Source organism: Enterovirga sp., assembly GCF_035325185.1.
Taxonomy (GTDB): Bacteria; Pseudomonadota; Alphaproteobacteria; order Rhizobiales; family Beijerinckiaceae; genus Enterovirga.
In genome coordinates this window covers 1-24,481 of sequence record NZ_DAOLAJ010000056.1, presented here as the reverse complement: position 1 = coordinate 24,481, position 24,481 = coordinate 1, and the positions used below count along the sequence as shown (strand labels likewise).

At 67.3% G+C, this 24,481-nt stretch carries 19 protein-coding genes and 1 pseudogene; 8 read left to right on the top strand and 12 right to left on the bottom strand.

Features of this window, described 5'->3' with window-relative positions; all coding sequences use genetic code 11:
- Positions 1 to 1,329, top strand: a 1,329-nt coding sequence (locus PKD06_RS12180; RefSeq protein WP_324380455.1) for an ATP-binding protein, incomplete at its 5' end; no start/stop codon positions are given.
- Positions 1,326 to 4,796: a DUF4157 domain-containing protein gene (locus PKD06_RS12175; protein ID WP_324380454.1), complete on the top strand. Its 3,471-nt coding sequence runs from the start codon at positions 1,326 to 1,328 to the stop codon at positions 4,794 to 4,796. The genes PKD06_RS12180 and PKD06_RS12175, both read left to right, overlap by 4 nt.
- A gap of 6 nt (positions 4,797 to 4,802) precedes the next feature.
- On the opposite strand, the gene PKD06_RS12170 is transcribed toward PKD06_RS12175, so the two are convergent.
- The 7 genes from PKD06_RS12170 to PKD06_RS12140 all read right to left on the bottom strand — a co-directional run bounded on the left by PKD06_RS12170 (position 4,803) and on the right by PKD06_RS12140 (position 12,959).
- A complete protein-coding gene (locus tag PKD06_RS12170; protein ID WP_324380453.1) occupies positions 4,803 to 5,879 on the bottom strand; it encodes a sigma 54-interacting transcriptional regulator in 1,077 nt (358 codons plus the stop codon).
- 417 nt (positions 5,880 to 6,296) lie between these two features.
- Complete coding sequence (locus PKD06_RS12165; RefSeq protein ID WP_324380452.1) at positions 6,297 to 8,267, bottom strand: TonB-dependent receptor; 1,971 nt, start codon at positions 8,265 to 8,267, stop codon at positions 6,297 to 6,299.
- A 341-nt stretch (positions 8,268 to 8,608) separates the two neighbouring features.
- Positions 8,609 to 9,049, bottom strand: coding sequence for a nickel-responsive transcriptional regulator NikR (gene nikR / locus PKD06_RS12160; protein WP_324380451.1), 441 nt, complete (start codon positions 9,047 to 9,049; stop codon positions 8,609 to 8,611).
- Positions 9,050 to 9,330: 281 nt separating this feature from the next.
- Positions 9,331 to 9,528: a hypothetical protein gene (locus tag PKD06_RS12155; protein ID WP_324380450.1), complete on the bottom strand. Its 198-nt coding sequence runs from the start codon at positions 9,526 to 9,528 to the stop codon at positions 9,331 to 9,333.
- A 432-nt stretch (positions 9,529 to 9,960) separates the two neighbouring features.
- The gene (locus PKD06_RS12150) at positions 9,961 to 10,179 is read right to left on the bottom strand and encodes a KGG domain-containing protein (RefSeq protein ID WP_324380449.1); all 219 of its coding nucleotides are present in this window, start codon (positions 10,177 to 10,179) and stop codon (positions 9,961 to 9,963) included.
- The gene (locus PKD06_RS12145) at positions 10,176 to 11,891 is read right to left on the bottom strand and encodes an ABC transporter ATP-binding protein (protein ID WP_324380448.1); all 1,716 of its coding nucleotides are present in this window, start codon (positions 11,889 to 11,891) and stop codon (positions 10,176 to 10,178) included. The genes PKD06_RS12150 and PKD06_RS12145 overlap by 4 nt, the downstream gene beginning before the upstream one ends.
- A 219-nt stretch (positions 11,892 to 12,110) precedes the next feature.
- Complete coding sequence (locus tag PKD06_RS12140) at positions 12,111 to 12,959, bottom strand: AraC family transcriptional regulator (protein ID WP_324380447.1); 849 nt, start codon at positions 12,957 to 12,959, stop codon at positions 12,111 to 12,113.
- Between the two features lie 237 nt (positions 12,960 to 13,196).
- On the opposite strand from PKD06_RS12140, the gene PKD06_RS12135 reads away from it, so the two are divergent.
- From PKD06_RS12135 to PKD06_RS12110, 6 genes are all read left to right on the top strand, one after another.
- The gene (locus tag PKD06_RS12135) at positions 13,197 to 15,473 is read left to right on the top strand and encodes a TonB-dependent siderophore receptor (protein WP_324380446.1); all 2,277 of its coding nucleotides are present in this window, start codon (positions 13,197 to 13,199) and stop codon (positions 15,471 to 15,473) included.
- Between the two features lie 5 nt (positions 15,474 to 15,478).
- Positions 15,479 to 17,083 (top strand): alpha/beta hydrolase-fold protein, encoded by a 1,605-nt coding sequence (locus PKD06_RS12130; RefSeq protein ID WP_324380445.1) that lies wholly within the window; start codon positions 15,479 to 15,481, stop codon positions 17,081 to 17,083.
- Positions 17,084 to 18,040, top strand: a complete 957-nt coding sequence (locus PKD06_RS12125; RefSeq protein WP_324380444.1) for a siderophore ABC transporter substrate-binding protein — start codon at positions 17,084 to 17,086, stop codon at positions 18,038 to 18,040.
- Positions 18,041 to 18,101: 61 nt separating this feature from the next.
- Complete coding sequence (locus PKD06_RS12120) at positions 18,102 to 19,058, top strand: iron chelate uptake ABC transporter family permease subunit (protein ID WP_324380443.1); 957 nt, start codon at positions 18,102 to 18,104, stop codon at positions 19,056 to 19,058.
- Positions 19,048 to 20,013 carry an iron chelate uptake ABC transporter family permease subunit gene (locus tag PKD06_RS12115; RefSeq protein ID WP_324380442.1) on the top strand — a complete coding sequence of 322 codons (966 nt, stop codon included), beginning with the start codon at positions 19,048 to 19,050 and terminating at the stop codon, positions 20,011 to 20,013. The genes PKD06_RS12120 and PKD06_RS12115 overlap by 11 nt, the downstream gene beginning before the upstream one ends.
- Positions 20,010 to 20,768, top strand: a complete 759-nt coding sequence (locus tag PKD06_RS12110; protein ID WP_324380441.1) for an ATP-binding cassette domain-containing protein — start codon at positions 20,010 to 20,012, stop codon at positions 20,766 to 20,768. Before PKD06_RS12115 ends, PKD06_RS12110 begins: the two co-directional genes overlap by 4 nt.
- 148 nt (positions 20,769 to 20,916) lie before the next feature.
- Here the strand turns inward: PKD06_RS12110 and PKD06_RS12105 are convergent, their stop codons facing one another.
- The 5 genes and pseudogenes from PKD06_RS12105 to PKD06_RS12085 all read right to left on the bottom strand — a co-directional run.
- Positions 20,917 to 22,131, bottom strand: a complete 1,215-nt coding sequence (locus PKD06_RS12105) for a tyrosine-type recombinase/integrase (RefSeq protein WP_324380440.1) — start codon at positions 22,129 to 22,131, stop codon at positions 20,917 to 20,919.
- A 1-nt stretch (position 22,132) separates the two neighbouring features.
- The gene (locus PKD06_RS12100; RefSeq protein WP_324380439.1) at positions 22,133 to 22,498 is read right to left on the bottom strand and encodes a hypothetical protein; all 366 of its coding nucleotides are present in this window, start codon (positions 22,496 to 22,498) and stop codon (positions 22,133 to 22,135) included.
- Positions 22,499 to 22,558: 60 nt separating this feature from the next.
- The gene (locus PKD06_RS12095; RefSeq protein WP_324380438.1) at positions 22,559 to 22,762 is read right to left on the bottom strand and encodes a hypothetical protein; all 204 of its coding nucleotides are present in this window, start codon (positions 22,760 to 22,762) and stop codon (positions 22,559 to 22,561) included.
- The gene (locus tag PKD06_RS12090; RefSeq protein WP_324380437.1) at positions 22,759 to 23,712 is read right to left on the bottom strand and encodes a hypothetical protein; all 954 of its coding nucleotides are present in this window, start codon (positions 23,710 to 23,712) and stop codon (positions 22,759 to 22,761) included. Before PKD06_RS12090 ends, PKD06_RS12095 begins: the two co-directional genes overlap by 4 nt.
- A 28-nt stretch (positions 23,713 to 23,740) precedes the next feature.
- Positions 23,741 to 24,481: pseudogene (locus PKD06_RS12085) on the bottom strand (hypothetical protein); the annotation flags it as partial.

Here is a 24,481-nt window from a genome sequence, read left to right as displayed (position 1 = left end):
TTCGAGGAGCGCCGGCCTCTCCTCTACGCCCGGCTCGATTTCCGCGACCCCGGCCTCTGCGACCTCCTGGGCGAAGTCACCCTCCTCGCCACCCTTCACGACGCCGTCGTCGCCGTGGCGGGTGAGGAGCCCCAAGGGGCGCAGGCGCGTGCCGTTAAGCGCGGAGTCTCCCGTCCTCTGGTGCGATCCCCCGTCCCGCTCTTCGTGCTGTGCGAGCCGCAATCGCTGCTGTGGCAGGTGGTCGGGCATGGCAGCGCCGTGAAGGTGCCGTTCGGCGAGGCCCTGCCGAGCGAGCGGGAGCGGCTGTGGCGGCGCGCCATGGCCTCCGAGGGCCTTTCCGCCGAGTCGCGGACGGCTTCGGACCTCGCGGCCCGTTTCCGCCTCGGCCCGGCGCGCATCGCGGAAGCGGCGGCGGCAGCGCGCCTGCTCGCATCGCGCGAGCCCGGCGGGACGGAATCGGCGAAGGCCCATCTCTTCGCGGCGGCGCGCGACCTCTCGGGACACGAGCTGGCCCGGCTGGCTCGGCGCGTGCCGGCGGTCCACTCGCTCGCCGACCTGATCCTGCCGGACGACACGCTGGAGCGCATCGGCGCGGTCATCAACGCCGTCCAGCATATGGACCTCGTCCACAGCGAATGGGGACTTCGCGCCGACGGCCGCAGCGCAGGCGGCCTCGCCATCCTGTTCCAGGGGCCCTCCGGGACAGGAAAGACCATGACGGCGAGCGTCGCGGCAGCCGAGGCGGGGCTCGACCTCTATCACATCAACCTGTCCTCGATCGTCTCGAAATATATCGGCGAGACCGAGAAGAACCTCGAGGCCATCTTCCGCGCCGCGCGCAGCACGAGCGCCGTCCTGATGTTCGACGAGGCCGATGCGATCTTCGGCAAGCGCTCGGAGGTCAAGGATGCGCATGACCGCTACGCCAATATCGAGACGGCCTATCTCCTCCAGCGGATCGAGGAGCATGACGGGCCGGTCATCCTCGCCACCAACCTCGCCAAGAACATCGATCAGGCTTTCGCCCGCCGCCTGACCTACGTGATCGAGTTCCCGCGCCCGAACGCGGCGGGACGCGCGCGCCTCTGGCGCCGCATGCTGGCGCCGCCCGTGCCGGTCGCCGACGACGTCGATTGCGACGCCCTGGGACAGGCTTTCGAGCTGACCGGCGGCGATATCCGCAAGGCGGCGCTCGAGGCGGCTTATCTCGCGGCCGGGGAGAGTGGGATCGTGCGCATGGCCCATCTCGTCGCGAGCGGCCTGCGCGAGACCCGCCGCCAGGGTCGGATGACCTCGAATGCCGAGCTGCGGGCGCTGGAGGTCGCATGAGCAGGGCCGCCGCCCCCCCGGACCATGCGGCCCCCGCGGCGGCGCGTCCGAACCCGGCGGCGCGCAGCCGCGAACCCGATATGCATCCCGAGGCCGACATCGCCATCCGCCTCTTCCGCAGCGGCATCCTGCGGCCGAAGCTGGTGATCGGCGGCAGCGGAGATCCGGAGGAGAAGGCCGCCGACCGTCTCGCCGACGGAGCCGCGGGCGAGCCGTGCTGCGCCTCCTGCGCCGGGGGCGGCGCCTGCGAGGATACGCTCCACATGAAGGCGGACACTTCCGCCCTTCGTCCGGCCGCCACCGCTTCGCCTGCCGTCGAGGCCGGCGCGAGGGCGCTCGGCGGCGGCGAGCCCCTGCCTCCCCGTCTGAAGGGTCTCTTCGAGCCCCGGTTCGGCCGGGCCGTCGAGACCGTCCGCCTTCAGACCGGCGAGAGCGCCGGCCGGATGGCGCAGGCCATCGGCGCCCGCGCTTTCGCCCTCGGCAGCAGCGTCGCCTTCGCTCCCGGCCAGTTCCAGCCTGCCACCCGCGAGGGCCGGCATCTGATCGCCCACGAACTCGCCCATGTCGCGCTCGGCCATGGCGGGGTGCGACGCCAGCCGGCGCCCGATCCCGCCGCGCAGCCCGCGGGGCCCCCTCAGCCGGAGGCCGGACCGGCCGTCCGGCGGCCCAACTCCGACTGGTATTATTTCCGCAACGTGATGATGTCCGCCGACGCCGCCTTCATGCTCACCGAGCTGAGGCTTCTCATCAAGCGCGGCGGCATCAAGGGCGGCGACTTCTGGTTCGACGCCCTCAATGGCCGCGGCTTCGAGGTCGATCTTCCATTCTCGGCACATGCCCGCGCCTTCGGCGGCCTGCGGGTCCACACGCCGCTCGATGCGAAATGGGAGATGGACAACAATGCGAGGCGCGACAAGATCGCTCCGGTCGCCATCCCGCTCGCCCAGGCGCTCTATCCCGTGGTGCGGGCCGAAGCCGTCAAGTTCCTCGCCGATTTCCAGAAGGAGATGAACGACACGCTGATGCTGGTCCTCGCCGAGAGCGAGCAGCGCATCAATGTCGAGCGCGAGAAATACGGCATCCGCAAGGTCTTCGACCGGAAGGCCGGCCGCACGGTCTACGAGGCCGATCCGACGGTCGCCTTCCAGGGCCTCGCCGCGGCCGCGAAGGACCTCGCCGCGATGCGAGCCCAGATCACCGATGTCCAGCGCCAGCAGGCGGCCCTGACCGGCGACGGAGAACGCACCAACGCGCGGCGCGCCGAACTCGAGCAGAAGCGCCAGCAATTGGAGACGGAATACGGCCATGCCCGCACGGGCGCCGCGCAGCGCTATCCCGCGCTCGGGGCGATCCTCGACGACTACGAAAAATACAAGGCGACGACCCCGCTGGTGCTGCGCTCCATCGCCCGGGGAGACCTCAAGACGGTCCCTCCCGGCTACGAGACCGGACCCTCGGGCGCGGCCCATTTCATCGGCCATGTCCTCGATTCCCGGCAGGAGAGCATCGACACGGTCCGCGACAAGACGCGGGACCATCCCGGCAAGGTCTGGAGCATTCCGTCCATCCTCGCGCTGACCCGCGCGGTCGCGCATACGAGCGAGACGGTCATGGGCGATACGCTCATCGAGGAGCACCTCGCCAATCTCGCCCTCGACGAGCAGATCAAGAGCCTGTTCCTCGTCATCGTGACCCTGGCGCTCGCCATCCCCACGGGCGGCACGAGCCTCGCCGCCGGCGCCGCCGCGGCGAGCTTCGCCCTCACCGCCTATCAGGCGATGCAGAGCATCCAGAACTACCAGTTGCAGATGGCCCTGACGCAGACCGATCTCGACAAGAAGGCCTATGCCATCTCCAGCGAGGAGCCGTCGCTGTTCTGGCTCGCGCTCGATATCGCCTTCGTCTTCCTGGACGGGGCGCAGGCGCTCAAGGCCTTCCGCGCCCTCAAGGGCGAGGCGCGCCTGGCCCTCGCCGCCAAGGAGGGAACCGAGATCGCCGCCGCCGACGAGCGGCTCATGAAATCGATCGACGGGCTCGAAGGCGGAGAGAAGGCGACGCTCGCGGCCCGGCTGCGCGAGTCGCTCGGACGGCTCAGGAAGACGGCGCCCGAGGCGCGCGAGCTCGGCGCCCTCGGCAAGGCCGAGGCCGAGACGACGGCGCGCGCCGTCCAAGGGATCGCAAAGGAGGCGAAAACGGCCGAGACCGTCGCCGAGATCGGGGGGCACGAGGTCAAGGTCACCTCCTCGGGCCACATCGTCATCTGCACGGAATGCTCCTGGCTCCGCGAGCGCTTCGCGCCGGAGATCGCGGCCGACAAGGAACTCGGGAAGCGGCTGCGCGCCGCGGAAGACAACGTGCGCCTGCGCGGCGGCAAGACGCCCGCCCTGAAGGCCGAAATCGAATCCCTGTCGAAGGACCTCCAGGCGGCGCAGAAGGCGCGGATCACGGTCGAGATCGGGCCGGCGGGCGCGCGGAAGATCGAGCAGCTCAACAAGCAGCTCAACAACCTGCGGGAGGATTTTGCCCGCCAGCTCGAAGTCATGCCCGAATTCGACAAGGAGGCGCGTCGCATCGAGGCGATCGTCGATCCGTCGGAAAAGGCGGCGGCGATCTCGCAGTTGCGCAAGGACCTCATGGAGGTTCCGGGATATACGATCTGGCTGTCCAAGCGTGCGGCCAAGCGGCTTGCGAGAGCCGAAGGCGTCAAGAAGTGGACGGATCTTCCGGGAATGGACCGGACGAGCCTGGGCAAGCGCTATGGCTATATCGTCGAAGACCTGACGCGGGAGATCGCGAAGGGCGGGCGGGCCCAGGTGCTCCACTATGCGATGGTCGACGAGAAGCTCATCGCCGCGGCGCGGAAGAAGGGCGGCCGCCTCCTCATCACGCAAGGCCGGCTCAAAGGCGGCGCGATGCGGTTCGACATCGCGGAAATCGACTTCGCGAAGCAGCATGTCGAGCTGATCGACCTGACGCCGAAGGGCGACAAGGCTCATCTTGCCGGAACCATCGAATACGCACAGGAACTGCATCGGCTGACGGGCTTCCGCGTCAGTGCATCGGAAATGCACTATGTCGGCGACGCTGAGGAGTTGCTCGGGGAGCTGAAGCATGTGGATCTCGGCGAGATCGGCACGGCCGTGCCCCCGGCCGCGCCCGCCCGGATCGAGACGCCTTCCACGCCCGGCCAGCGCATCCGCATCGAAGCTCCGCCTCCGCCGGGCCAGCCCGCCCGGATCGAGACACCTTCCAACCCCGGCCAACGCACCCGGATCCAAACTCCTCCTCCAACGGGTCAACCCGCCCGGATCGAGACGCCTTCCCCGCCCGGCCAGCGCATCCGGATCGAAGCCCCGTCCTCACCGGCGCAGCCTGCGCGGATCGAGATGACGGACCAGAGCCTGATCGACGCCGCGGCCGAAGAGGAAGCGCGTGTGGAGGAGGCTCGCCGGAGGAGCCACAGATGACATCCCTCAGCCGCGCAGGCGCGAGATGCCGTGGCGCTTGAGGAGGCGGCCCATGGCGCGCCGTTCCGTGCCGGCGCGCCGGGCGGCTTCGCTCACGTTGCCGCCGACCGCCTCCATCAACTGATGAAGATACTGGTCCTCGAAGGCGAAGGCGGCGCGCTTGCGCGCGGCGATCAGCGGACCCTCGGCGAGGGCGTCCGCGTCCGGCCGGGCCGCGCATCCCCGTTTCGCGGTCGGCCAGACGCGGCTCAGGAGGGCAAGATCGATGACGTCGCCCGTCAGGGCCACGATGGCGCGGTGGGTGACGTTTTCGAGCTGGCGCAGATTGCCGGGCCAGTCCCGGCTGGCGAGCCAGGCCAGCGCCTCCGGCGCCACGGCGGGGACAGGCCGCTGGTAGAGCGCCGCGAAACGCTCCAGGAAATGCGCCACGAGCGGCCCGATATCCGACCGCCTCTCGGTGAGAGACGGAATCTGGAGGCTGCAGACATCGAGACGGAACAGGAGGTCCAGGCGGAATTGCGCGGCCTCGACGCAGTCCTCGATGCTTGCATTGGTGGCCGCGACCATGCGCACGTCCGACCTGCGCAGCGCCCCGCTGCCGACGCGACGATATTCACGTTCCTGGAGGAAGCGCAGCAGGGCCACCTGGGCGCGCGCCGGGAGGGAATCCACCTCGTCGAGGAACAGGGTGCCGCCATGGGCGATCTCGACCAGTCCCTCCCGGTCCACCGCCGCGCCCGTATAGGCGCCCTTTGCCGCGCCGAAGAGTTCCGATTCGAACAGGGTCTCCGGGATCGCCCCGCAATTGACCGGCACGAAGGGGCGCGGCCGCCGCGGGCTCATGTAGTGAATGGCGCGCGCGAACAGCTCCTTGCCGACGCCTGTCTCGCCGCGCAGAAGCACAGGCGCCTCCGAGCGCGCGAAGCGACAGGCGAGACGAAAGCATTCCCCAAGTTCGGCGGAGTTTCCGCAGATGCCGAGCTGAAGGCGAAGCGCGCGCTGCTCGGAAACGCCGCCCCCTCTTCCGGTCTCCGCGGACAACGGCCGTGCCGCGCCCAGTTCTCCCGATGTCGGGCGCCTCATCGTAGCCCGTCCTTCGCCACAGTGATCGACGGATACACGCAAGCCCAACTACACGCAACCTGGTGGCGGAACCACGATGCATGACGACATTCATGATTTCATTGTTCCATATAAATGTGACGATATATTTCTGGCTCGTTTCAGCCTGACATCGGAGTGAAATATTTTACTCCTCGCCCGAGCGCCGCGGACTATACACGCGAGGATCGAAGTTCTTAGCGGTGCGACCGTATTGCGCGAATTCGTCGTTCGTCCGTTTCGGCAAGCAACGCTGCGGCGCGGGCGGTCAGGTGAGGGCTCTCATCGTTCATATCCGCTCCAGCTCAATCCGCATCCTCGACAAAGGGTACGGGTTTGCTGGAATCGACCCGCGGAGCGAGCCCCATGGCGGCGAGTGCGATGAGAGATCGGCGCATGTCATTGTGCTCCGGTGGAGAAACCATAGCGCAAGCCCGCGAGCACGGTGAGCCGGGGCATGGGTGAGACGAACACGTCGGCGGAGGTCGCGCCGACATTCGGCCCGAAATTGAAGGCGGCCTCGCTCAGCCGACTGCCGGGATACCAGGTCGCCTGGCCGAAGGCCGAAAGACCGTTGTCCCAGGCATAGGCGAGGCGCGCGGTGACGCGCTGGAAGGGCCGCGTGCGGATCGAGGCGTCCTCGGCGAGGAACTTGCGACCGATGAAGGAGACATAGGCGGTGCCGGAGAGCCGCTGGCCGGGCAGGGTCGCGATGTCGAACTCCGCGCCGACATTGGCGACCGATTCCGGCACGCTCGGCACATGGCGCGAGGGCGCGGCGGCCAGGAGCCGCGCATCGACGAAGCCGTAATTGGCGAAGAGCGACACGCGGCCATCTTCCGACTTGATCGCGTGGAGCTTCGCCTCGAAATCCATGCCCTCGCGGCGCGAGCGGCCGAGATTCTGCACCGGCAGGCCGGGCGCAGCTTGATAGGCTTCGTTGTTGATATCGGTCGTGTAGGCGTCGACGAGGAAGGAGAAGCGCTCGAAGCGCATCTGGGCCCCGACCTCCTTGCTCTCGAGCTTCAGCGGGTTGAGCGCAGGATTGGCGAGCAGCTCGTTGGCGGCGTTGGGGCTGCGGAAGCCCTGCCCGTAATTGGCATAGACCTCGAGCCACCGGAACGGCGTGACCGCGACGCCTGCCTTGGGTGAGGTCGCGTGCGGGCTGACATGCGGCGAGAGCGCGGGATCGAGAAGATTGGAGACGTCGTAGAAGAACTGATCGAAGCGGGCGCCGCCCGTCAGCTTCAGCCATTCTGTTGGCTTGACCTGAACCTGGGCGAAGCCGGCGAGGTCATGCTCGGTCACGCCGAGGCGCGTCGTGTATCCCGAGAGGACGCGCGAGATCGAAGGCCCGGCATCGACGTCGATGATGTCGGAGCGCCAGTTGCCTCCGACGAGGACCTGTGTCGGGAGGCCGGCGAGGGATGTGGTCCAGACCTTCCGGACGCGCCCGCCGAAGGTCGATCGGTCCTCCTCCTGGCCGCTCTGGCCGCCGCCGTAATCGGCATAGCGGCGCGATTCGCTGTGGCCGGCATAGAGGGTGGCGGAGAACTCGTCGTCCGGCGTGCCGGCCTGATAGTTCGCGACGACGTTCTGGAGCCGTTTCGAGCCGCCGTCGGTGAAATTCGCCGGTGCTCTCTCCGAACGCAGGCCGGCCTCGATCAGGTCGCGGCTCGCATAGCCGGGCGCATTGAAGACGTTTTCGTAGACTTGCGCCCGGACGGAGAGAACGGCCCCGCCCTCCAGCGGAAAGCTCACCTTGTTGAAGGCATTCAGGCGCCGAACGTCGCTGTTCTGCCGGTCATCCCTGGTCCCGAAGCCCTCGAAGGCGAGGAACGGCAGGGCGTCGCCATCCGTGCGGCTATAGGTGCCGAGGCCCCGGATGGTGTCGAAGTTCCCGCCGGAGAGGCTGACGCTGCCATAGGGCTCCGAGCGCTTGGTCGTCACGACCACCGCGCCGCCGAGATTGCTGTCGCCGTATTCGACGGAGAAGGGGCCCCGGATCACCTCGACCTTCTCAACGGTCTCCGGAATGAGGGGGTTGAGATCCGCATAGTTCGGGGTGTGGATGGACGACACCTCGTTCACCGGCACGCCGTCGATGAAATAGGCGATGTCGCGGCCGTGCTCGGCATCGGTGAAGCCGCGCAGCGCGATGCCGTTGCCGATGCCGCCCTGGCCGTAATTGGAGACGTCGAAGCCGGTCAGCGGCCGGAAGATATCGCCGTAGGAGAAGATCGGCAGCTTGGCGATGGTTACGGCGTCGAGCGTCGTCGTGTTCGCGGGCAGCGCCGAGACAGCGGGCGAGAGGTCGCCCCGTCCCGGCTGCGGCGGCGTGGCGGCGCCCGCGCTGAAAGTGGACGTCACAGGTGCAGCCGGTCCCGATCGAACGCGCGAGGCTGCCGCCGTGCGGGAGCGGACGGAAGGCTTGGTCGCGACGGGACGTGCTGCCCTGCGGGTCGCCGGCCGGGATGTCGGCGCGGGGGCCGGGATGATATTGCGGGCGCGCTGCGGTACGGGCTCGACGGTGATCGGCGGCAGGACGGATTGCGCGGCTGCTGGCTCCGCCACGGCGAGCGCCGAAAGGGAAAGCGCCCAGCGTATCCTTCGACGCGGAACAGCCCGGGCCATCCATCCCCCTCCGACGCGGTGATGTGAGGCCACGCTCGGAGTATGAGCAATATTATAAAAGCGCCTACCCGCTCAAATTATGAGCGATCGGGCTCGTCCTGATGGTTATGCGGCCTTTCCCTTTCGTCAGGAATGAGATGGAGGTGGCCGAAGCGCACGCCGCGCTGGTTCGTCATCTCATCGGCGAGGCTCCGCAGGTCGCCCGAGGGGCCTCGCAGCACGGCCATTTCGAGGCATCGGGCATGATCGAGATGCACGTGAAGCGAGGCGATCGTCAGATCATGATGATCATGCTGCGTTTGGATCAGGCGCCGTGCGAGGTCGCGCGTCTCGTGATCGTAGACGTAGCTGAGCGCGCCGTAGCTCGGCCGGGACGTCGTCTCGGCGCCCTGGCGGTTCAGGCTGTCGCGGACGATGTCCCGCAGCGCTTCCGACCGGCTCCCGTAGCCCCGCGATCGGGCCAGCGCGTCGAGGGCGGCGAGAAGCTCCCCGTCCAGGGTGACGGTCACACGCTGCAAATCGCTTCCCCTCGGCTCGGGCTCCTGGGCGTGCATGACACGGAGCGGCGCCCGCATGAAGAGGCGGATGCGAGCGACCCCGCGGGTATCGATGCCGAAATCTGTTGCGACGTAACCGTGGACGCGCCTGGACGGTTCGAACTCTGAGGCAGAGGTCCAGTTGATATCCAACCGCGTAAACTCCTCCACAACGCGACCGTCGTGGTTTCCGCCCTATTCCTCCGCCGCGAGGTTGCTCCGCAATCGAAACATTAACACAGGACCTGCCCGAGGCTACCTCTTCAGTCAGGCTGGTCCGATATTTTTCCAGCGGTGCTCTCGTCTTCGCTTCCGACCTTGCTGTCGGGAGCGTCTATCTTGCCTTGGAGAATGATCTTCTGAAAATCGTTGATCAAGATATCCAGCCGAATATTCCAGTGGCCTTGCCGCGGGACCGGGAATTGCTCCACGCGCCAGACGGCCTCGTCGGACTTCACCATGGGGCGCGAGATTTCCTCCAAGCCCGCCGATCTGTTCTTGATCGCGATCCGGACCGGCGAGCACCGCGGGCGTGGCATAGCGGCGGTTCCAGGCCGCCAGGGTGAGTAACATGATGACCAGGACGAGCTTGGCAACGAGGATCCGTCCATAGGCGCTCGTCGCTAGCGCCGATGGATGCTGAACCTGGACGGCGGCGAGGGCGAGCCCCAACAGCACGAGAGCGCCGACGGCCGCGCTTGCATGTCCGCTGGCCGCCAATGAGAGGCCCAATGCGATCATGGCTGCCAGCGTCGCGGCCCGCCTCGCAAGCGCAGAGGGTGCCGCCATGAGGGTCGCCAAGACCTCGAGGCAGTGCGTGGACGCCGTTCCCAAGCAAGTAGCATAGCAACCCAAGCACGTGTCGATACATTCCCGCCTCCGGGGGGCGGCCTTCAGCGGTGCCCGCGGTGGCTGTGCTCGCCGCCCTTGCACGCGACATCGCGCCGCTTGGCGTCGTCCATGGCTGCAAAGCCGCGATCGGCCGTGTCTGCTATCACATCCTCCTGGCGATGAGTGACGATCAGCACTTGCTGGAGCATGATCCCAAAAAGTGGATACCGGTTTTCGAAAGGATCATGCTCCAGCGAAGGAAGAGACGGAACGCTGATCACGGCATGACCTGCGCGTCCAGGAGGGCGCGGTAGGCGCCATCGGTCCGCAGGAGCGCCTCGTGGCTCCCCTGCTCGCCGATGCCGTCCCTGGAGACGACGACGATCCGGTCGGCCTTGCGGATGGTTGCCAGCCGGTGCGCGATGACGAGCGTCGTACGGCCGCGCGCGAGATCGAGGAGGGAGGCCTGGATCTCCCGTTCCGTCTCCGTGTCGAGCGCCGAGGTGGCCTCGTCCAGGATCAGGATCGGCGGATCCTTCAGGAAGATGCGGGCGATGGCGAGCCTCTGTTTCTGCCCGCCCGACAGCTTCACGCCGCGTTCGCCAATCACGGTATCGAGTCCCTCCGGCATCTCGGCAATCACCTCGCCGAGCTGGGCGCGGCGGGTCGCCTCGACGATCTCGGCTTCGGAGGCGTCGAGGCGGCCATAGGCGATGTTCTCCCGGATCGTGCCGGCGAAGAGAAACACATCCTGCTGCACGATGCCGATCTGGCTTCGCAGAGATTCGAGGGTCATGTCCCGGATGTCGATGCCGTCGATCGTGATGCGGCCCGTTTCGACATCGTAGAAGCGCGGCACGAGTGACAGGAGCGTCGTCTTGCCGATCCCGGACGGGCCGACGAAGGCGGCCGTCTGCCCGGCTGGAATCGAGAGGTCGATCCCCCGCAGCACCGGCAGCCCCGGACGGTAGCCGAACGAGACGTTCTCGAACCGGATCGTACCGCGCAGCGGCGGAGCCGGGACCGCACCGGACCGATCGGCCAGGTCCGGGCGGATGGCCAGGAGCTCCTGGTAGCGCCGGAACCCGGCAATGCCGCGCGGATAGGTCTCGACGACCGCGCCGATCTTCTCGATCGGCCGGTAGAGCACACCGACCAGGAGAAGGAACCCCACGAAGCCGCCGGGGCTGAGCTCGCCGCGCACGACGAAGGCAGCCCCCGCCAGCATGACCACCACCTGCACGATGCGCATGCCGACATAGTTGATCGACAAAGCCGCGGCCATCAGCCGATAGGCGGCGAGCTTGGTGTCGCGGTAGCGCTCGTTGTCCCGGGCGAAGAGGCGGCGCTCGTGGTCCTCGTTGGCGAAGGCCTTGACGACCCGGATGCCGCCGATGGCCTCTTCGAGGCGCGCATTGAAGGCGCCGACGCGGCTGTATTGCTGCTGCCAGTTCCGCGTCATCGCCCCGCCGTAGCGGGCGGCGACCCAGGCGGCGATCGGAAAGACGAGGCCGGAGATCAGGGCGAGCGGCGGATGAACGAAGACCATCAGGACGAAGGCGCCGGCGAGGGTCATGACCGCGATCAGGAGGTCCTCCGGCCCGTGATGCGCCACCTCGCCGATCTCCTCGAGATCCTTCGTCACGCGGGCCACGAGATGGCCGGTCTTCTGGCCGTCGTAGAAGCGGTGGGACAGAAGCTGGAGGTGGTCGAACGCCTTGCGCCGCATCTCGGTCTCGATGTGGATGCCGAGGACGTGCCCCCAATAGGTCACGACGGCCATGAGGCCGGCATTGAGGAGATAGACGATCAGCAGCGCCGCGCCGGCGAGGGCGATCGACAGCCAGTCCCCCCGCGGGAGGAGCTGGTCGACATAGGCCCTCACCGCGAGGGGGAAGCCGAGCTCGAGCAATCCAGAGGCGACGGCGCAGCCGAAATCGAGCGCCAGCAGCCCCCTGTGCGGACGGTAGTAAGCGAGGAACGCCTTGATCATGGAGGCCCCTTCACACCATGCACGGTCCGAAGCAATCCGGCGCATCGCCATCTCGCCGCGGAGCATGCGCCGGGGCCCGTTTGCCGTCGTCCGAGGGCCGGGCCGGGCTTTCGCCCGCCTCACCTCAACCTGACATCGCGAAGACGACGGCTCCCATCGTCGAAAGCCCCTTGTCGAAACCGAAGCGGGCCTCCGGCGCCCCATGCGCGCCCGTCCATGTCATCGGCGCTTCAGCTTGGGCGGCACGCCATAGGCGCGCTTGAACGCCGTCGTGAAGTTCGAATGGTGGGCATAGCCGGCGAGATAGGCGGCTTGGGCGATCGACGTGCCGCGACGCTCGATCGCATCCTTGGCGGCCTCCAGACGCGATTGCCTGGTGAAATCGGCGATGGACATTCCAAAGGAACTCGCGAACCCGCGCTGGAGGCTGCTTCGGGTCGCGCCGACCTCCCGCGCGATACGATCGATGCTGAGCGGCTCCGAGAGATGCGACAGGATGAATTCCCGGGCCTTCTCGCTCTGACGGAGCGCCCGCGTGGTGATCGCCGCGCATTCCCGGCCCTCCGTGTCCACGAGGCTGCGGCAGATATGGCTCAGAATCTCGAGACCCCTGGACTGACGGTAAAGCGCGAGGAACTCGCCGGACAAGGAAGGCGGAGGATCGAGAATCTGCTCGGCCAGCTCGATCAAGCGCGGATAGGGCGTGAAAACGTGACGGCTGAGATGCCCCGAGAAGAAACGCGCCAGTTCCGGGACGCGGGCTCCCTCTTCCCCGGCGAGAGCCGAGAACCAGTCCAGCGGCGCGGAAATCCGAACCTTCCGCATGAGCACATCCGTCTCGGTCTGGAACGTGAGCGGGCATGGATGTGAGATGCAGAACATCCCCGCGACCGGCCCGGCGCCGCGACCGGAACCCGCCTCGAGGTGGAACGGCATCCCGTCGAGCATGAATTTCTGCTCTCCGTCCAGGAGCACGAAGGCCTGCATGTAGGGTGAAACCGTCTCCGTCTCGTAGGACGGGGAGCAGCCGCGCCGCCCCTCGAAGGCGCCGACATGCGCGCCAACCACACGAGCTGTGCTCCGAGAACCTGTCATCTCCATAGCCGAGCCTAAAATCTAGAAAAGATCTAAAACATGCGATGCCGTGCCCTGGCTAATTCGCATAACTTTTTGCGTCCTTATGATAAATAAATGACTTTGACAATACAACGTCTGGGCCGTACCTCGCAGCAGTCTCTTGCTGATCATATTCTCGACTGGCGAGACAGTCTATTTAGGTCTATTCTAATGAGTGCTGTACCGGCGATGACGGCTGCGGTTGCGACCGCATTGGTCGCGATCTCACTGGCCCATCCGAGCCATGCGCAATCGGCGCTTCCCCCCGTCCAGGTAGACCCGCCCGCGCCCCGCAAGAAGACCCTTCGCGCCGAACAGTCGCCCCGGCAGGCGCTCGCTCCCCGTGCGCAGCGCCGCGCCGCGGCGAGGCAGGCGGCTCGCCCGCGCGTCTCCCAGCCTGTCTCCTCCTCCGGGCCCCGGATGTCCGTGGTGCCGTCGCAGCCGCCCGAGACCGGCATCAGCCCGGTCAAAGGCTACGTCGCCCAGGTGAGCCGCGCCGGAACCAAGACCGACACCCCTCTGATCAAGACGCCGCAATCCATCAGCGTGGTGACGAGCGACCAGATGCAGGACCAGGCGGCGAGGTCCGTCGCCGACGCATTTCGCTATACGCCCGGCGTCCTGACCGACTATCGCGGCTCGTCGAACCTGCACGACGAGATGTTCGTCCGCGGGTTCAGCTACGTTCCCCGCTTTCTCAACGGCCTCGTCTACGGCTCGAATTCCTTCGGCCAGATCGACCCCTACCTGCTGGAGCGGGTGGAGCTGATCCGCGGACCCGCCTCCGTCCTGTACGGACAGGCCAATCCGGGCGGCATCGTCAACATGGTCAGCAAGCTGCCGACTTTCACGCGGCAGGGCGAGGCGTTCCTGGGCTTCGGGTCCGACGGGCGGATCACGGGCGGGCTCGACATGGCCGGGCTCGTCAATCCGGATCTCGCCTATCGCATCGTCGGCATGGGGCTGAAGGCCGACGGCCAGGAGGATCACGTCGAGCAGAAGCGGTTCGCCATCGCGCCGTCCTTCACCTGGCGGCCAAACGAGCAGACGAAACTGACCGTCTACGGCTTCTATCAATACGAGCCGGATGCCGGATACCGGAACTTCCTGGAGCGCAGCGGAACCATCGATCGCACCATCTACGGATACGTGCCGCGCCGCTTCTTCATGGGCGAGCCGGGCTATGACCGCTACCGCCGGAAGCAGGCGGCGGTCGGATACCAGTTCGAGCACCGTTTCAACGACATGCTCCTGTTCCGGCAGAGCGCCCGCTACAACGTGATCGACACCGATTTCCGAACGCTCGTCGAATGGAGCATGGGAAGCGGCCTCGACGCCAATCTGTTCACGCGCAAGGCCGGCGCCGGCCCCGAGAAGCTGAACCAGTTCGTCATCGACAACCACGTCCAGGCCGATTTCGAGACGGGCTGGATCCGCCACAAGGTTCTCGCCGGCCTCGACTATCAATGGGCGCTGCGCCGCTACGCCTGGGGCTATGCCGCGGGCACGAGCACGATCGACTGGACCAATCCGATCTACGGCCTTCCCGTCGACACCAACGTCGCCTACAACACCAATACCTCGACGCGGGCGGACCAGCTCGGGGTCTATGCCCAGGACCAGATCGAGATCGGCCGGCTGAACATTCTCGTCGGGCTGCGGCAGGACTGGGCCTCGAGCAGCGTCACGGACTTCCTGGCCGCCAACGCGAAGACCCATTCCGACAGCGGCGCCCTCACTTGGCGGGCGGGTGCGATCTACAATTTCGAGAACGGGCTTGCGCCCTATGTCAGCTACAGCACCTCCTTCGAGCCCGTCCTGGAGGTTCCGCAAGCGGGGCAGGCTCCGTTCAAGCCGACCGAGGCGCAGCAATTCGAGGCGGGCCTGAAATATGCGCCGCCCGGCACGCGCATCCTGCTCACGGGCGCCTATTACGACCTCACGCAGCAGAACATCCTCACCCGCGCCTCCTGGGCCGATCCGTACAAGCAGATCGGCGAGGTCCGGAACCGGGGCTTCGAATTCGAGGCGCGGGCCGAGCTGACGGACAACCTGTCCCTGATCGCGAGCTACAGCCACATCAAGTCGAAGGTCACCGAATCCGAGGACACGGGGATCCTCGGCAGGATGCCCCCGCGGATTCCGAGGGACCAGGCCGCGCTGTGGGCGAAATACGACTTCCGCGATCCGATCCTCAACGGCCTCAGCCTCGGCGGCGGAATCCGCTATGTCGGGCAGAGCTGGGGCAACGACATCAACACCTTCAAGGTGCCGGAGGCGACCCTGTTCGACGCCATGGTGAGCTACGATCTCGGCGCGCGCTTCCCGAACCTCAAGGGGGTCAAGCTCCAGGTCAACGCGACCAATATCGGCGATACTCGCTATGTCGCCTCCTGCAACAGCGCCTATGCCTGCTTCTATGGAATGGGCCGGGTCGTGACGGGGCAGATCAGATACACGTGGTGAGTCTCGTGACGAAGGGTCTGGCGGCGGCGTGGCTGGCGACCATGCCGGCCGCCTTCCAGCCTGCGGCGGCCGGCGATCCGCCGGCGGTCGAGCTTGGCGAGCGCCGCATGGACGACCTGTCCGCCGGCGAGCGCCGGTTCTATGCGCTCCCCGTCGCAGCCGGAGATTTCGCCAGGGGCACCGTGACGGTGCGGAGCGGCCGGGCCGGCATCGACCTCGTCACCTGCGAGGGGCGGCATCTGCGCCGCATCGCGAGCGACACGGCGGGGGCGAGCGATTTCCTCTTCGTCGCGGAGACGGGCAAGCCCTGCCTGGCCATTCATGCCCTCTCGGGCCCGGCCTCGGTCGAGGTCGCGCTCACCCGCCGGGTCGCGACCGGAGAGCGGGCGGCGCCGGAGCGCGCGTTCCTCAGCCCCGCCATGGCGCGGCTCGCCGCCTCGCTCGCCGCGGGCGGCGGGACCGAGGCGGTCTGGACCGAGCGGGAGCGGGAGGGCACGCCACTCGTCGAGCCTGGTTCCTTGCCCTCGACCCGCATCGTGACCTTCCTCCAGCGCGGGGCGACGCGCAACGTGCTGCTGTTCGGGGCGCCGGGCGGCGACCATGACCCGCTAGAACGGCTGGGGACCTCCGACGTCTGGTTCCGCAGCTACGAGCTGCCGTCCGATACGCGCCTGTCCTACCAGCTCGCGCCGGACGTGCCCGAGATTCCCGGCACCGCGCGCGAGCGGCGCGTCGCGATCCTCGCGACCAGCCAGGCCGATCCCCTGAACCGCCATCCCTGGCCCGAGGGCGCGCCGGATGCTTTCGCGCGGCAATCGACCCTGACCCTGCCGGGCGCCCCGGAGCAGCCCGGCCTCGCGCCTCGCCCCGGCGTCGCGCGCGGAGCCTTGCGCGAGATCAGGATCGCCAGCGCGCATCTGGGCAACGAGCGCGACGTCTCCGTCTATCTGCCGCCTGATTTCCGTCCCGACGATCCGAGAAACCTGCTGCTCGTCGTCCTGGACGGGCGGACCTATCTGTCCCGCGTCCCGACCCCCCGCATCCTCGACGCGCTGCAAGCCGAGGGAAGGCTGCCGCCCACCGTCGCGGTCTTCGTCGATTCCATCGACTCGGCGACGCGCGGCCGGGAACTCCCCGGCAATCCGGATTTCGCGAATTTCCTCGCCGGGGAGCTTCTTCCGCGCATCCGGGCGGAAACGGGGCTGGCTCCCCGGCCCGACAGGACGATCCTGGCCGGCTCCAGCTTCGGGGGACTTGCGGCCGCGACCGTGCCCTTCCTCCGCCCGGACGCGTTCGGGAACGCGATCGCGCTCTCCGGCTCCTTCTGGTGGCATCCCGCCGGCACCGAGCCGTCGAGATCGAACCACACCGCCGCGACCTTCGCCGAAAGCGCCCGCCTCCCGATCCGGTTCTTCCTGTCCGCCGGGCTGTTCGAAAGGAGCAGCGCGTCGCATCCGGACGGGATCCTGGAGACGTCGCGCCATCTGCGTGACGTCCTCCTCGCCAAGGGGTACAGCGTCTCCTACCGGGAATATGCTAGCGGGCACGACTACTACGTCTGGCGGGGCGTGATCGCCGACGGCCTGCTGGCCCTGTTCGGGAGACCGTGAGTGGCTTGGAAGATTGCGCATGCGATGCCGCGGCCGGCATGCGCGGCGGTTCTGCTTGCCGGATTGATCCTTGCCGTTCTGGCGCCTCCGGCCTCCGTCCGCGCGGAGCCGGTCACAATCCGCCACGACAGCGGCGAGACCACGCTGCCGGACCGGCCGAAGAAGATCGCCGTCTTCGACCTGAGCGCGCTGGACACCCTCGACGCGCTGGGCGTTTCGGTCGCGGGGGTGCCCGATTTCCGCATGCCGCCCCGCCTCGCCCGCTACGAGGGACGCGGATATGCCCGCATCGGAACGCTGTTCGAGCCGGATTACGAGGCCGTCAGCGCCCTGGAGCCGGATCTCATCATCGTGGGCGGGCGCTCGCGGGCCCGCTACGCCGAGCTGTCCAGGATCGCGCCGACCGTCGATTTCTCGGGCGACGAGCACGATCCCTACCGCGCGGACCTGCGCAACATCACGACCCTCGGCCGGATCTTCGGCAAGGAAGATGCCGCGGCCGCGCTGATCGCGAAGCTCGACGCCTCCGTCGCAGCGCTCCGCTCCAAGGCCGCCGGCGCCGGGAAAGGACTGTTCGTCCTCGCGACGGGCGGCCGGCTGAGCACCTACGGCTCCGGCGGACGCTTCGGCATTCTCCACGACGTCTTCGGAATCGCCCAGGCGGCCCCCGACATCAAGCCGGGAATCCATGGCCAGCCGATCTCCTTCGAGTTCATCGCGAAGGTCGATCCCGACTGGCTGTTCGTCCTGGATCGCGACGCAGCGATCGGCCGAAGCGCTCAGGGGCAGTCGGCCCAGGCGCTTCTCGACAACGAGCTGGTCGCGCGGACGAAGGCCTGGAAGGCCGGCCAAGTCGTCTATCTCGATGCGGCGAGCTGGTATCTCGCGGGCGCCGGCATCCGCTCGCTCCAAGGGGAAGTCGACCACTTGGCCGAAGCCTTCGCGCGCAAGCGCTGACCGAAGGCTCCCGGGCGCGACGACCCTCATGCTCCTCGCACGTCCTCCGCGGCAGGCGGTCATGGCACCGCTGGCGGTCGCCGTGGTCCTGCTCGCGGCTCTCGGAAGCCTGTTCGTCGGCGTCGCAGATCTGTCGCCCGGCCGGCTGTTCGGCCCCCATGCCGACCGCGACGCCATGCTGCTGCTCCTGGCGAGCCGCCTGCCCAGGACCCTGGCGCTGCTGCTCTGCGGCTCCTCCATGGCCGTCGCCGGCGCGATCATGCAGATGCTGTCCCGGAACCGCTTCGTCGAGCCCTCGACCGCCGGGACGGTGGAATCGGCGGCCCTCGGAATGCTGGCCGCCATTCTCCTCGTGCCGGCCGCGCCGGTCGTCGTGAAGATGCTGGTCGCGGCCGCCTTCGCGCTCGCGGGCACCGCCCTGTTCCTCGGCCTCCTGCGGCATATCGCAATCCGCCGGGCCGCGCTCGTTCCCCTGGTCGGGCTGACGCTCGGCGGCGTCGTCAGCGCGCTGACGACCTTCCTGGCCTATCGGTTCGACCTGCTCCAGTCGCTCTCGACATGGGCCGTGGGGGATTTCTCGACCGTCCTGCGCGGCCGCTACGAGCTGCTGTGGATGGCCGGAGGGCTGGCGACCGCCGCCTATCTCGCCGCCGACCGCTTCACCCTGGCGGGGCTCGGGCCAGATGCGACGACCAGCCTCGGCCTCGACCATCGCCGCGTGATGGCGCTCGGCCTCGTCGTCGTGGCGCTCGTCTCGGCCCTCGTCGTGACGACGGTGGGGTCGGTCCCGTTCCTCGGGCTCATCGTCCCGAACGTCGTCAGCCTCGCCCTCGGCGACAACATGCGGCGCTCGCTTCCGTATATGGCGCTTCTCGGCGGCGGGCTCCTCCTTCTCTGCGACATCGTCGGGCGCGTGCTGATCTACCCTTACGAGATCCCCGTCGGCGCGGTGATGGGCTGCGTGGGCAGCGGGCTCTTCCTCTACCTGCTCCTGAGGCGCCCCGCCCGTGCCGGCTGATCGCGCCCGACGCCAGGCGGCCGTGCTCGCGCTGCTCGCGTGTCTCGCGGGAGCGGCGATCCTCGCCTTCATGACGCTGGACCTGCGCGGACGCCTGGACTTCGTGCTGCCGCTGCGCGCCACGAAGCTCGCGACCCTTCTCCTCGTCGCCTATGCCGTCGCGGTCTCGACCGTGCTGTTCCAGACGGTCACGCAGAACCGGATCCTGACACCCGCCGTCATGGGGCTGGATTCGCTCTATGTGCTGATCCAGACCGTCGCGGTCTTCCTGCTCGGCGGAGCGGTCTTCGGCGGGCTCGACAAGCGGCTCATGTTCCTCATCGAGACCGCCGCCATGATGCTGTTCGCGGGGCTGCTCTATCGCGCGCTCTTCGCCGAGGAGCGGCGGAGCCTGGACCAGCTTCTGCTGGCGGGCGTCGTGATCGGCATCTTCTTCCGCAGCCTCTCGGGCCTGTTGCAGCGCATGATCGATCCCAATGATTTCGTCGCACTGCAAGGCAAGCTCTTCGCCAGCTTCAACACGGTCGACCGGAGCCTTCTGGCCGTCGGGGCCGTCCTGATCCTCGCCGTCACGGTCCTCGGCTGGCGCATGCGCCACGTCTTCAACGTCCTTGCGCTCGGGCGCGATCCCTCCATCGCGCTGGGAGTGGAGCACCGGCGGGAGGTCTCGCGCATCCTGATGCTGATCGCCGTGCTGGTCAGTGTGTCGACCGCGCTGGTCGGCCCCGTCACCTTCTTCGGCCTCCTGGTGGCGAATCTCGCCTATCATCTCGTCCCTACCTACCGCCACGCCGCGATCCTGCCGGCCGCGGTGCTCGTCGCGGTGATCTGCCTGGTCGGCGGTCAGGTCGTGCTCGAGCGGGTCTTCTCCTCCGCGGCGGCGCTGAGCATCGTTATCGAATTCGTGGGTGGGATCGTCTTCATTATTCTCCTGCTGCGAGGCTTCCTGCGGTGATCGAACTCCACGAGGTCGGCAAGCGCTACGGCGACACGATCGTCGTGGACGGGGTCACGCTGACCTTGCCGCGGGGCGGCATCACGGCTCTCATCGGACCCAACGGGGCCGGCAAGTCGTCGCTGCTGGGCATGATCGGGCGGCTCGTTCCGCCCGGCAGTGGCAGCATCGTCGTGGACGGCCTCGACGTCACGCGCACGCCGGGTGCGGAACTGGCCCGGCGCCTTTCCATCCTGCGGCAGGACAACAGCACCTCCGCCCGCCTCACGGTGCGCGACCTCGTGTCCTTCGGCCGTTTCCCGTTCTCGCGTGGACGGCCCACGCCCGAGGACGCAGCCCATGTCGCACGCGCCCTGGGGCTTCTCGACCTCGAGCCGCTCGCGGAGCGCTTCCTCGACGAATTGTCCGGCGGGCAACGCCAGCGCGCCTTCATCGCCATGGTCCTGTGCCAGGATACCGACTACGTCCTGCTGGACGAGCCGCTCAACAACCTCGACATGAAACATGCCCGGATCACGATGAAGCTGCTCAAGAGCCTGGCGGAATCGTCGGGCAAGGCCGTGATCCTCGTCCTTCACGACGTCAATTTTGCCGCCTGCCATGCCGATCTTATCGTGGCGATGCGCGAGGGGCGGATCGTCCATAGCGGCCCGCCCGCCGCGATCATGACCATGGACGTCATGCGCGAGGTCTTCGACATGGAGATGGATATCCGCCTCGTGGGCGACAGACGGATAGCCTTCTACTTCGATTGAAATACGCTGCCGCTTCCGAATGAGGTTGACCGTGCCGGCGACGGCGCCCGCCGGCGGCGTCCCGTTGAGCAGGACGCTCGGCCGCTTGAGGATCTCGACCCGGTCGAGCGTGAGCAATTGCTCCGGAAGAAATTTTAAACTAATTATTTCAAGGCGCTAGCGCGTCTTGTCCGTCGTATGTGACAGAAATTGGCAGGAACGGTTGCGCAAGACGATCCGCCATCCGGTTCATGGCCTCCGTTCGGTCGTGGCCGCCGGCGATCGGATGCGCATAAACTTGCAGCGTCGTGTCGAAGCTCCGGTGCCCCATCAACGAAGCGACCTCCGTCAGCGATAGCCCGCACCGGATCCACCAGCTCGCCGCAAAATGGCGAAGCGCATGGAAATGAAACGGGTCTTCACGGTCGTACATGCCCGCCCGTTTCAGCAAGGGCTTCCAGTGATTGACGTGGAAGCACGAACCTCCCATCGGCGCATTGGGGCCCCGCTGGAAAAGAAGATTGAGGGGGTTCGGCGTGTGATACTCATTCAGGACCCGGCGCAGGATGGAGGAGACGCGATCGGGCATCGGAACGTCCCTGATACCTGCCGCCGTCTTCGGCCCCTTCAGTCCGTCGTAAACGGACAGGCTGTGCCGAACCTTTATGACGCCACGCTCGAAATCGACATTGTCGACCGTCAAGCCAACGATCTCGCCGTACCGCAATCCGCAATGGGTCGCGACGTAAACCACGGCCTGGCGAAACAATCGCTGAGGCGCCCGTTGGAACCGGAACGGCGTGTCGACGCACCTGATCAGCCGATGAACATCTTCGACCGTAAATGTTCGCACGGTGGCAGCCTTGATGCCTCGCAACTCCTTCAACGCCTCTCGCGCGACCGATTTCGCCGCCCAGCCGCGCTTTGCAGCGAATTCTTCCACCAATGCGAGCATTGCGATGCGCATTCTACCAGTCGAGGGAGCAAGGTCATCTGCCGGCACCATCGCTCGATAGAACTCCTCCAGCCGAACCACCGTCAGCTCTGAAAGTTTGATCTTGCCAAGATGTGGGATGATGCTTCTATCAATCGCAAATTTAATCGACCGAAGATGGTGGTTGCCCATTCGACCATCGCGAGCCTTGTCTTCGCCGAGCCGAATGAAAGCTTCGCAGGCTTCGCGCACAGTTAGTTCCGGGCGGGCTTTGCCAGCCTCCCCGTCAGCAAGTCGGGTCTCCACCTCGCGGCGAAACTTCTCCGCCTCCTTCTTGAGGTTGAACCCGCCCTTCGACTCGTGCTTGCCGGCCTCGAGCCATCGCACAGCCCAAGCTGATTTTTTCTCTCCTTTCGAGTTGGTCCATTCGCGCTTGTAGACGCTCGCCATTTCAGCGCCCTCCCTCGGCTTCCACCGCGGCTTCGCCTAAGGCCGCCAGCACCGGCCCCAGGAACGCGTCGAATTCCTCGATCGCCTCCAGCACGCGCGCGGCGCCGGTGCCATAGGTCGAGCCATGGAGGAGCACGTTCTCGCCCTCGGCGTCCGTCCGGTCGTTGATGGTGTCGATCGTGCCCGAGGGCATAATGCGCTCGCTGCCTTCGAGGGCGTGGCAGCACGCCCGCAGAGAGGCAAGCGTCGCGGCGCTCGCCTCAACATCGTCTTCCTTCGGATAGCCGACGAGCGCGCGGAACGCGTCTTCGATATCGCTGGTCATGCCGCGCGCGAGCGCGAGATCCAGGTCTTCCCCGTAGATCATTGGTCTTCTCCTGAATGGATAGGAGGCCCGGCGAGCGGCTTCCCGCCGGGCCGGGCGCCCTCAGTGGCGCGTGTCAGGCTTCACGCCCGTCTCGGGCCTCGGCAGGGGCTTCCTGCCGGCCTCAAGCTCCTTCACCTCGTCCACGAGGCGCGCGCATTCGGCGAGCATCTCGTCACCGGCGGCGTAGTGGTCGAGAGCGGCGTCGTGCAGCCGGCGCGCTCGCCGGAGCTTCCGAAGCGCGAGGTCGCGGAGGTGGCGGGTCAAAACTCGCCCTCGCCTTGTTCGTCGAGGGTGTCGCCCTCCTGAAGATCGGCGTCCAATTCGCGATCGTCGGTGCGGCCGCGGCCCCAGCGCGTCTGGTCGATGCCCGGTTCGATGTAGAGCGGGCCGCGCGGCGTATGCGCCACCAAGCAGAGGATGCCAGTTATCGGATTAACCGCTCCGAGGCTCGGCTCGTGGTCGTCCCGGGCGCAGCGGACGAAGCCACCGCCGTGCCGCTCGGGCGCGGTGCTGTCCCCGTCGCCATGGCCCTCGCCGAGCCGGAGTTGGCTGACGTTGTTGCACCAGCCGAGGTCCGGCTCGGCGTCGGCTCGGTCCTCTTCGCCGTGCTCGTCGAGGGTGTCGCTCTCGTCGAGATCGAGGTCGCGCTCGAGCATCTCGCCCGCGTCCTGGTCCAACTCGTCGTCGGTGAGGATCACCTCGTCATTCTCGAACTCGGCGAGCGTGTCGAGAACGGTGTCGGTGATGTGGGAGAGGAGCACCTTCCGGTTCAGGCCGATGTTGCCTTGGTGGCTGTCGAAATAGACCGGCTCGCCCGCTTCGATGACGCACGAGTTCGTGGCCAGGAAATGCAGGGCCTCGCGCTCGCGGCGCGTCGGGGCCGGGCACCATTCGCCCCGCCGGTGCGCCATGTAGACCGCGATGATGTCCTGCCGGACCTTCGCCGCGATCGGGGTCCGGGACAGGGCGCAGATGACGAGCGCCTGCCCCTCGTTGAGGAAGTACATGATGCCCGGCCGGCCGCCGCGCTTGCGAGCTTCGGGGTTTTCTCCATCGCGGAGAAAACTGGCCTCGCGCACGACGACGGCGCCGTGCAGGGCCATCTCGCTGCGGTTCCGCTCAATCAGCTTGCGGACATTGTGCGGCTTCGAGAAGCCGAGCCGGTCTGCCAGCGTGAGGTCCGGGATCCTCGGCTCGATGTCGACGCTGAGCACGAGGTCGTTGAGGCGGAGGGGGCGTTCATCAGCGCACCTCCCCGGAGAGAGCGCGGGAGGCCAGCCACGCGTCGAGTTGGGCCGCCTGCGCTCGAACGATATTGGAGCCGGGCAGCTTGAAAGTTGGGATCGCCTTGATTTCGGCGAGGCGCTTCGATTGCCGCTTGGTCAGACTGAGATAGGCTCCGATTGCGGCGTGCCCGCTCAGAAGGTCCGCACGGCGCGCCAAGACCGTCGGCGCCATCGGCTCATCGGGCGGCGCGACCTCCCGGCGCGCTTCGACCTTCGGCGGGATCGGCTCGCCCTTCACGGCGGCTTCGAGAGCGTGGCCGAGCTGGTGGGCCAAGGCGATCACCTCGGAGAAGTCCGGCTTGATCACGACGGGCTCGGGCGCCGGCTGCGGCTTCGGGAGGGTGCCCCGCCGGTATTCCATGAACACCGTGATCAGCTCGCGCCGGATGCGAGCCGCCATGGACGTGCGGGCCAGGGCGCAGATGAGGAGGGCTTGGGCTTCGTTGAGGTGGTACTCATGCCCCGGCCGTCCCCGGCCGAGCGATTTTGTGGCACGGCGCCACAAATTCCCGTAGCCCTCCAATTCAGCCTTATTCCGAAGGATCAGTTGTCGGATTTCACGGGGGGCGACGAAGCCCAGCCTGCCGGCTAGGACCAAGTCGAGGATGCGCGGCTCGTCGCCGGACACGGTGAGATCGGAGACGGCCAGGGATGGCGTCTCGGCCGCCGCGGCATGAGCCGGGACGGGCAAACGTGC

Bases quoted from the DNA above. Each gene is read 5' to 3' on its own strand.
- PKD06_RS12175 (WP_324380454.1), top strand. From the start codon at position 1,326: ATGAGCAGGGCCGCCGCCCCCCCGGACCATGCGGCCCCCGCGGCGGCG.
- PKD06_RS12170 (WP_324380453.1), bottom strand. From the start codon at position 5,879: ATGAGGCGCCCGACATCGGGAGAACTGGGCGCGGCACGGCCGTTGTCC.
- PKD06_RS12155 (WP_324380450.1), bottom strand. From the start codon at position 9,528: ATGGTGAAGTCCGACGAGGCCGTCTGGCGCGTGGAGCAATTCCCGGTC.
- PKD06_RS12145 (WP_324380448.1), bottom strand. From the start codon at position 11,891: ATGATCAAGGCGTTCCTCGCTTACTACCGTCCGCACAGGGGGCTGCTG.
- PKD06_RS12135 (WP_324380446.1), top strand. From the start codon at position 13,197: ATGACGGCTGCGGTTGCGACCGCATTGGTCGCGATCTCACTGGCCCAT.
- PKD06_RS12120 (WP_324380443.1), top strand. From the start codon at position 18,102: ATGGCACCGCTGGCGGTCGCCGTGGTCCTGCTCGCGGCTCTCGGAAGC.
- PKD06_RS12105 (WP_324380440.1), bottom strand. From the start codon at position 22,131: ATGGCGAGCGTCTACAAGCGCGAATGGACCAACTCGAAAGGAGAGAAA.
- PKD06_RS12100 (WP_324380439.1), bottom strand. From the start codon at position 22,498: ATGATCTACGGGGAAGACCTGGATCTCGCGCTCGCGCGCGGCATGACC.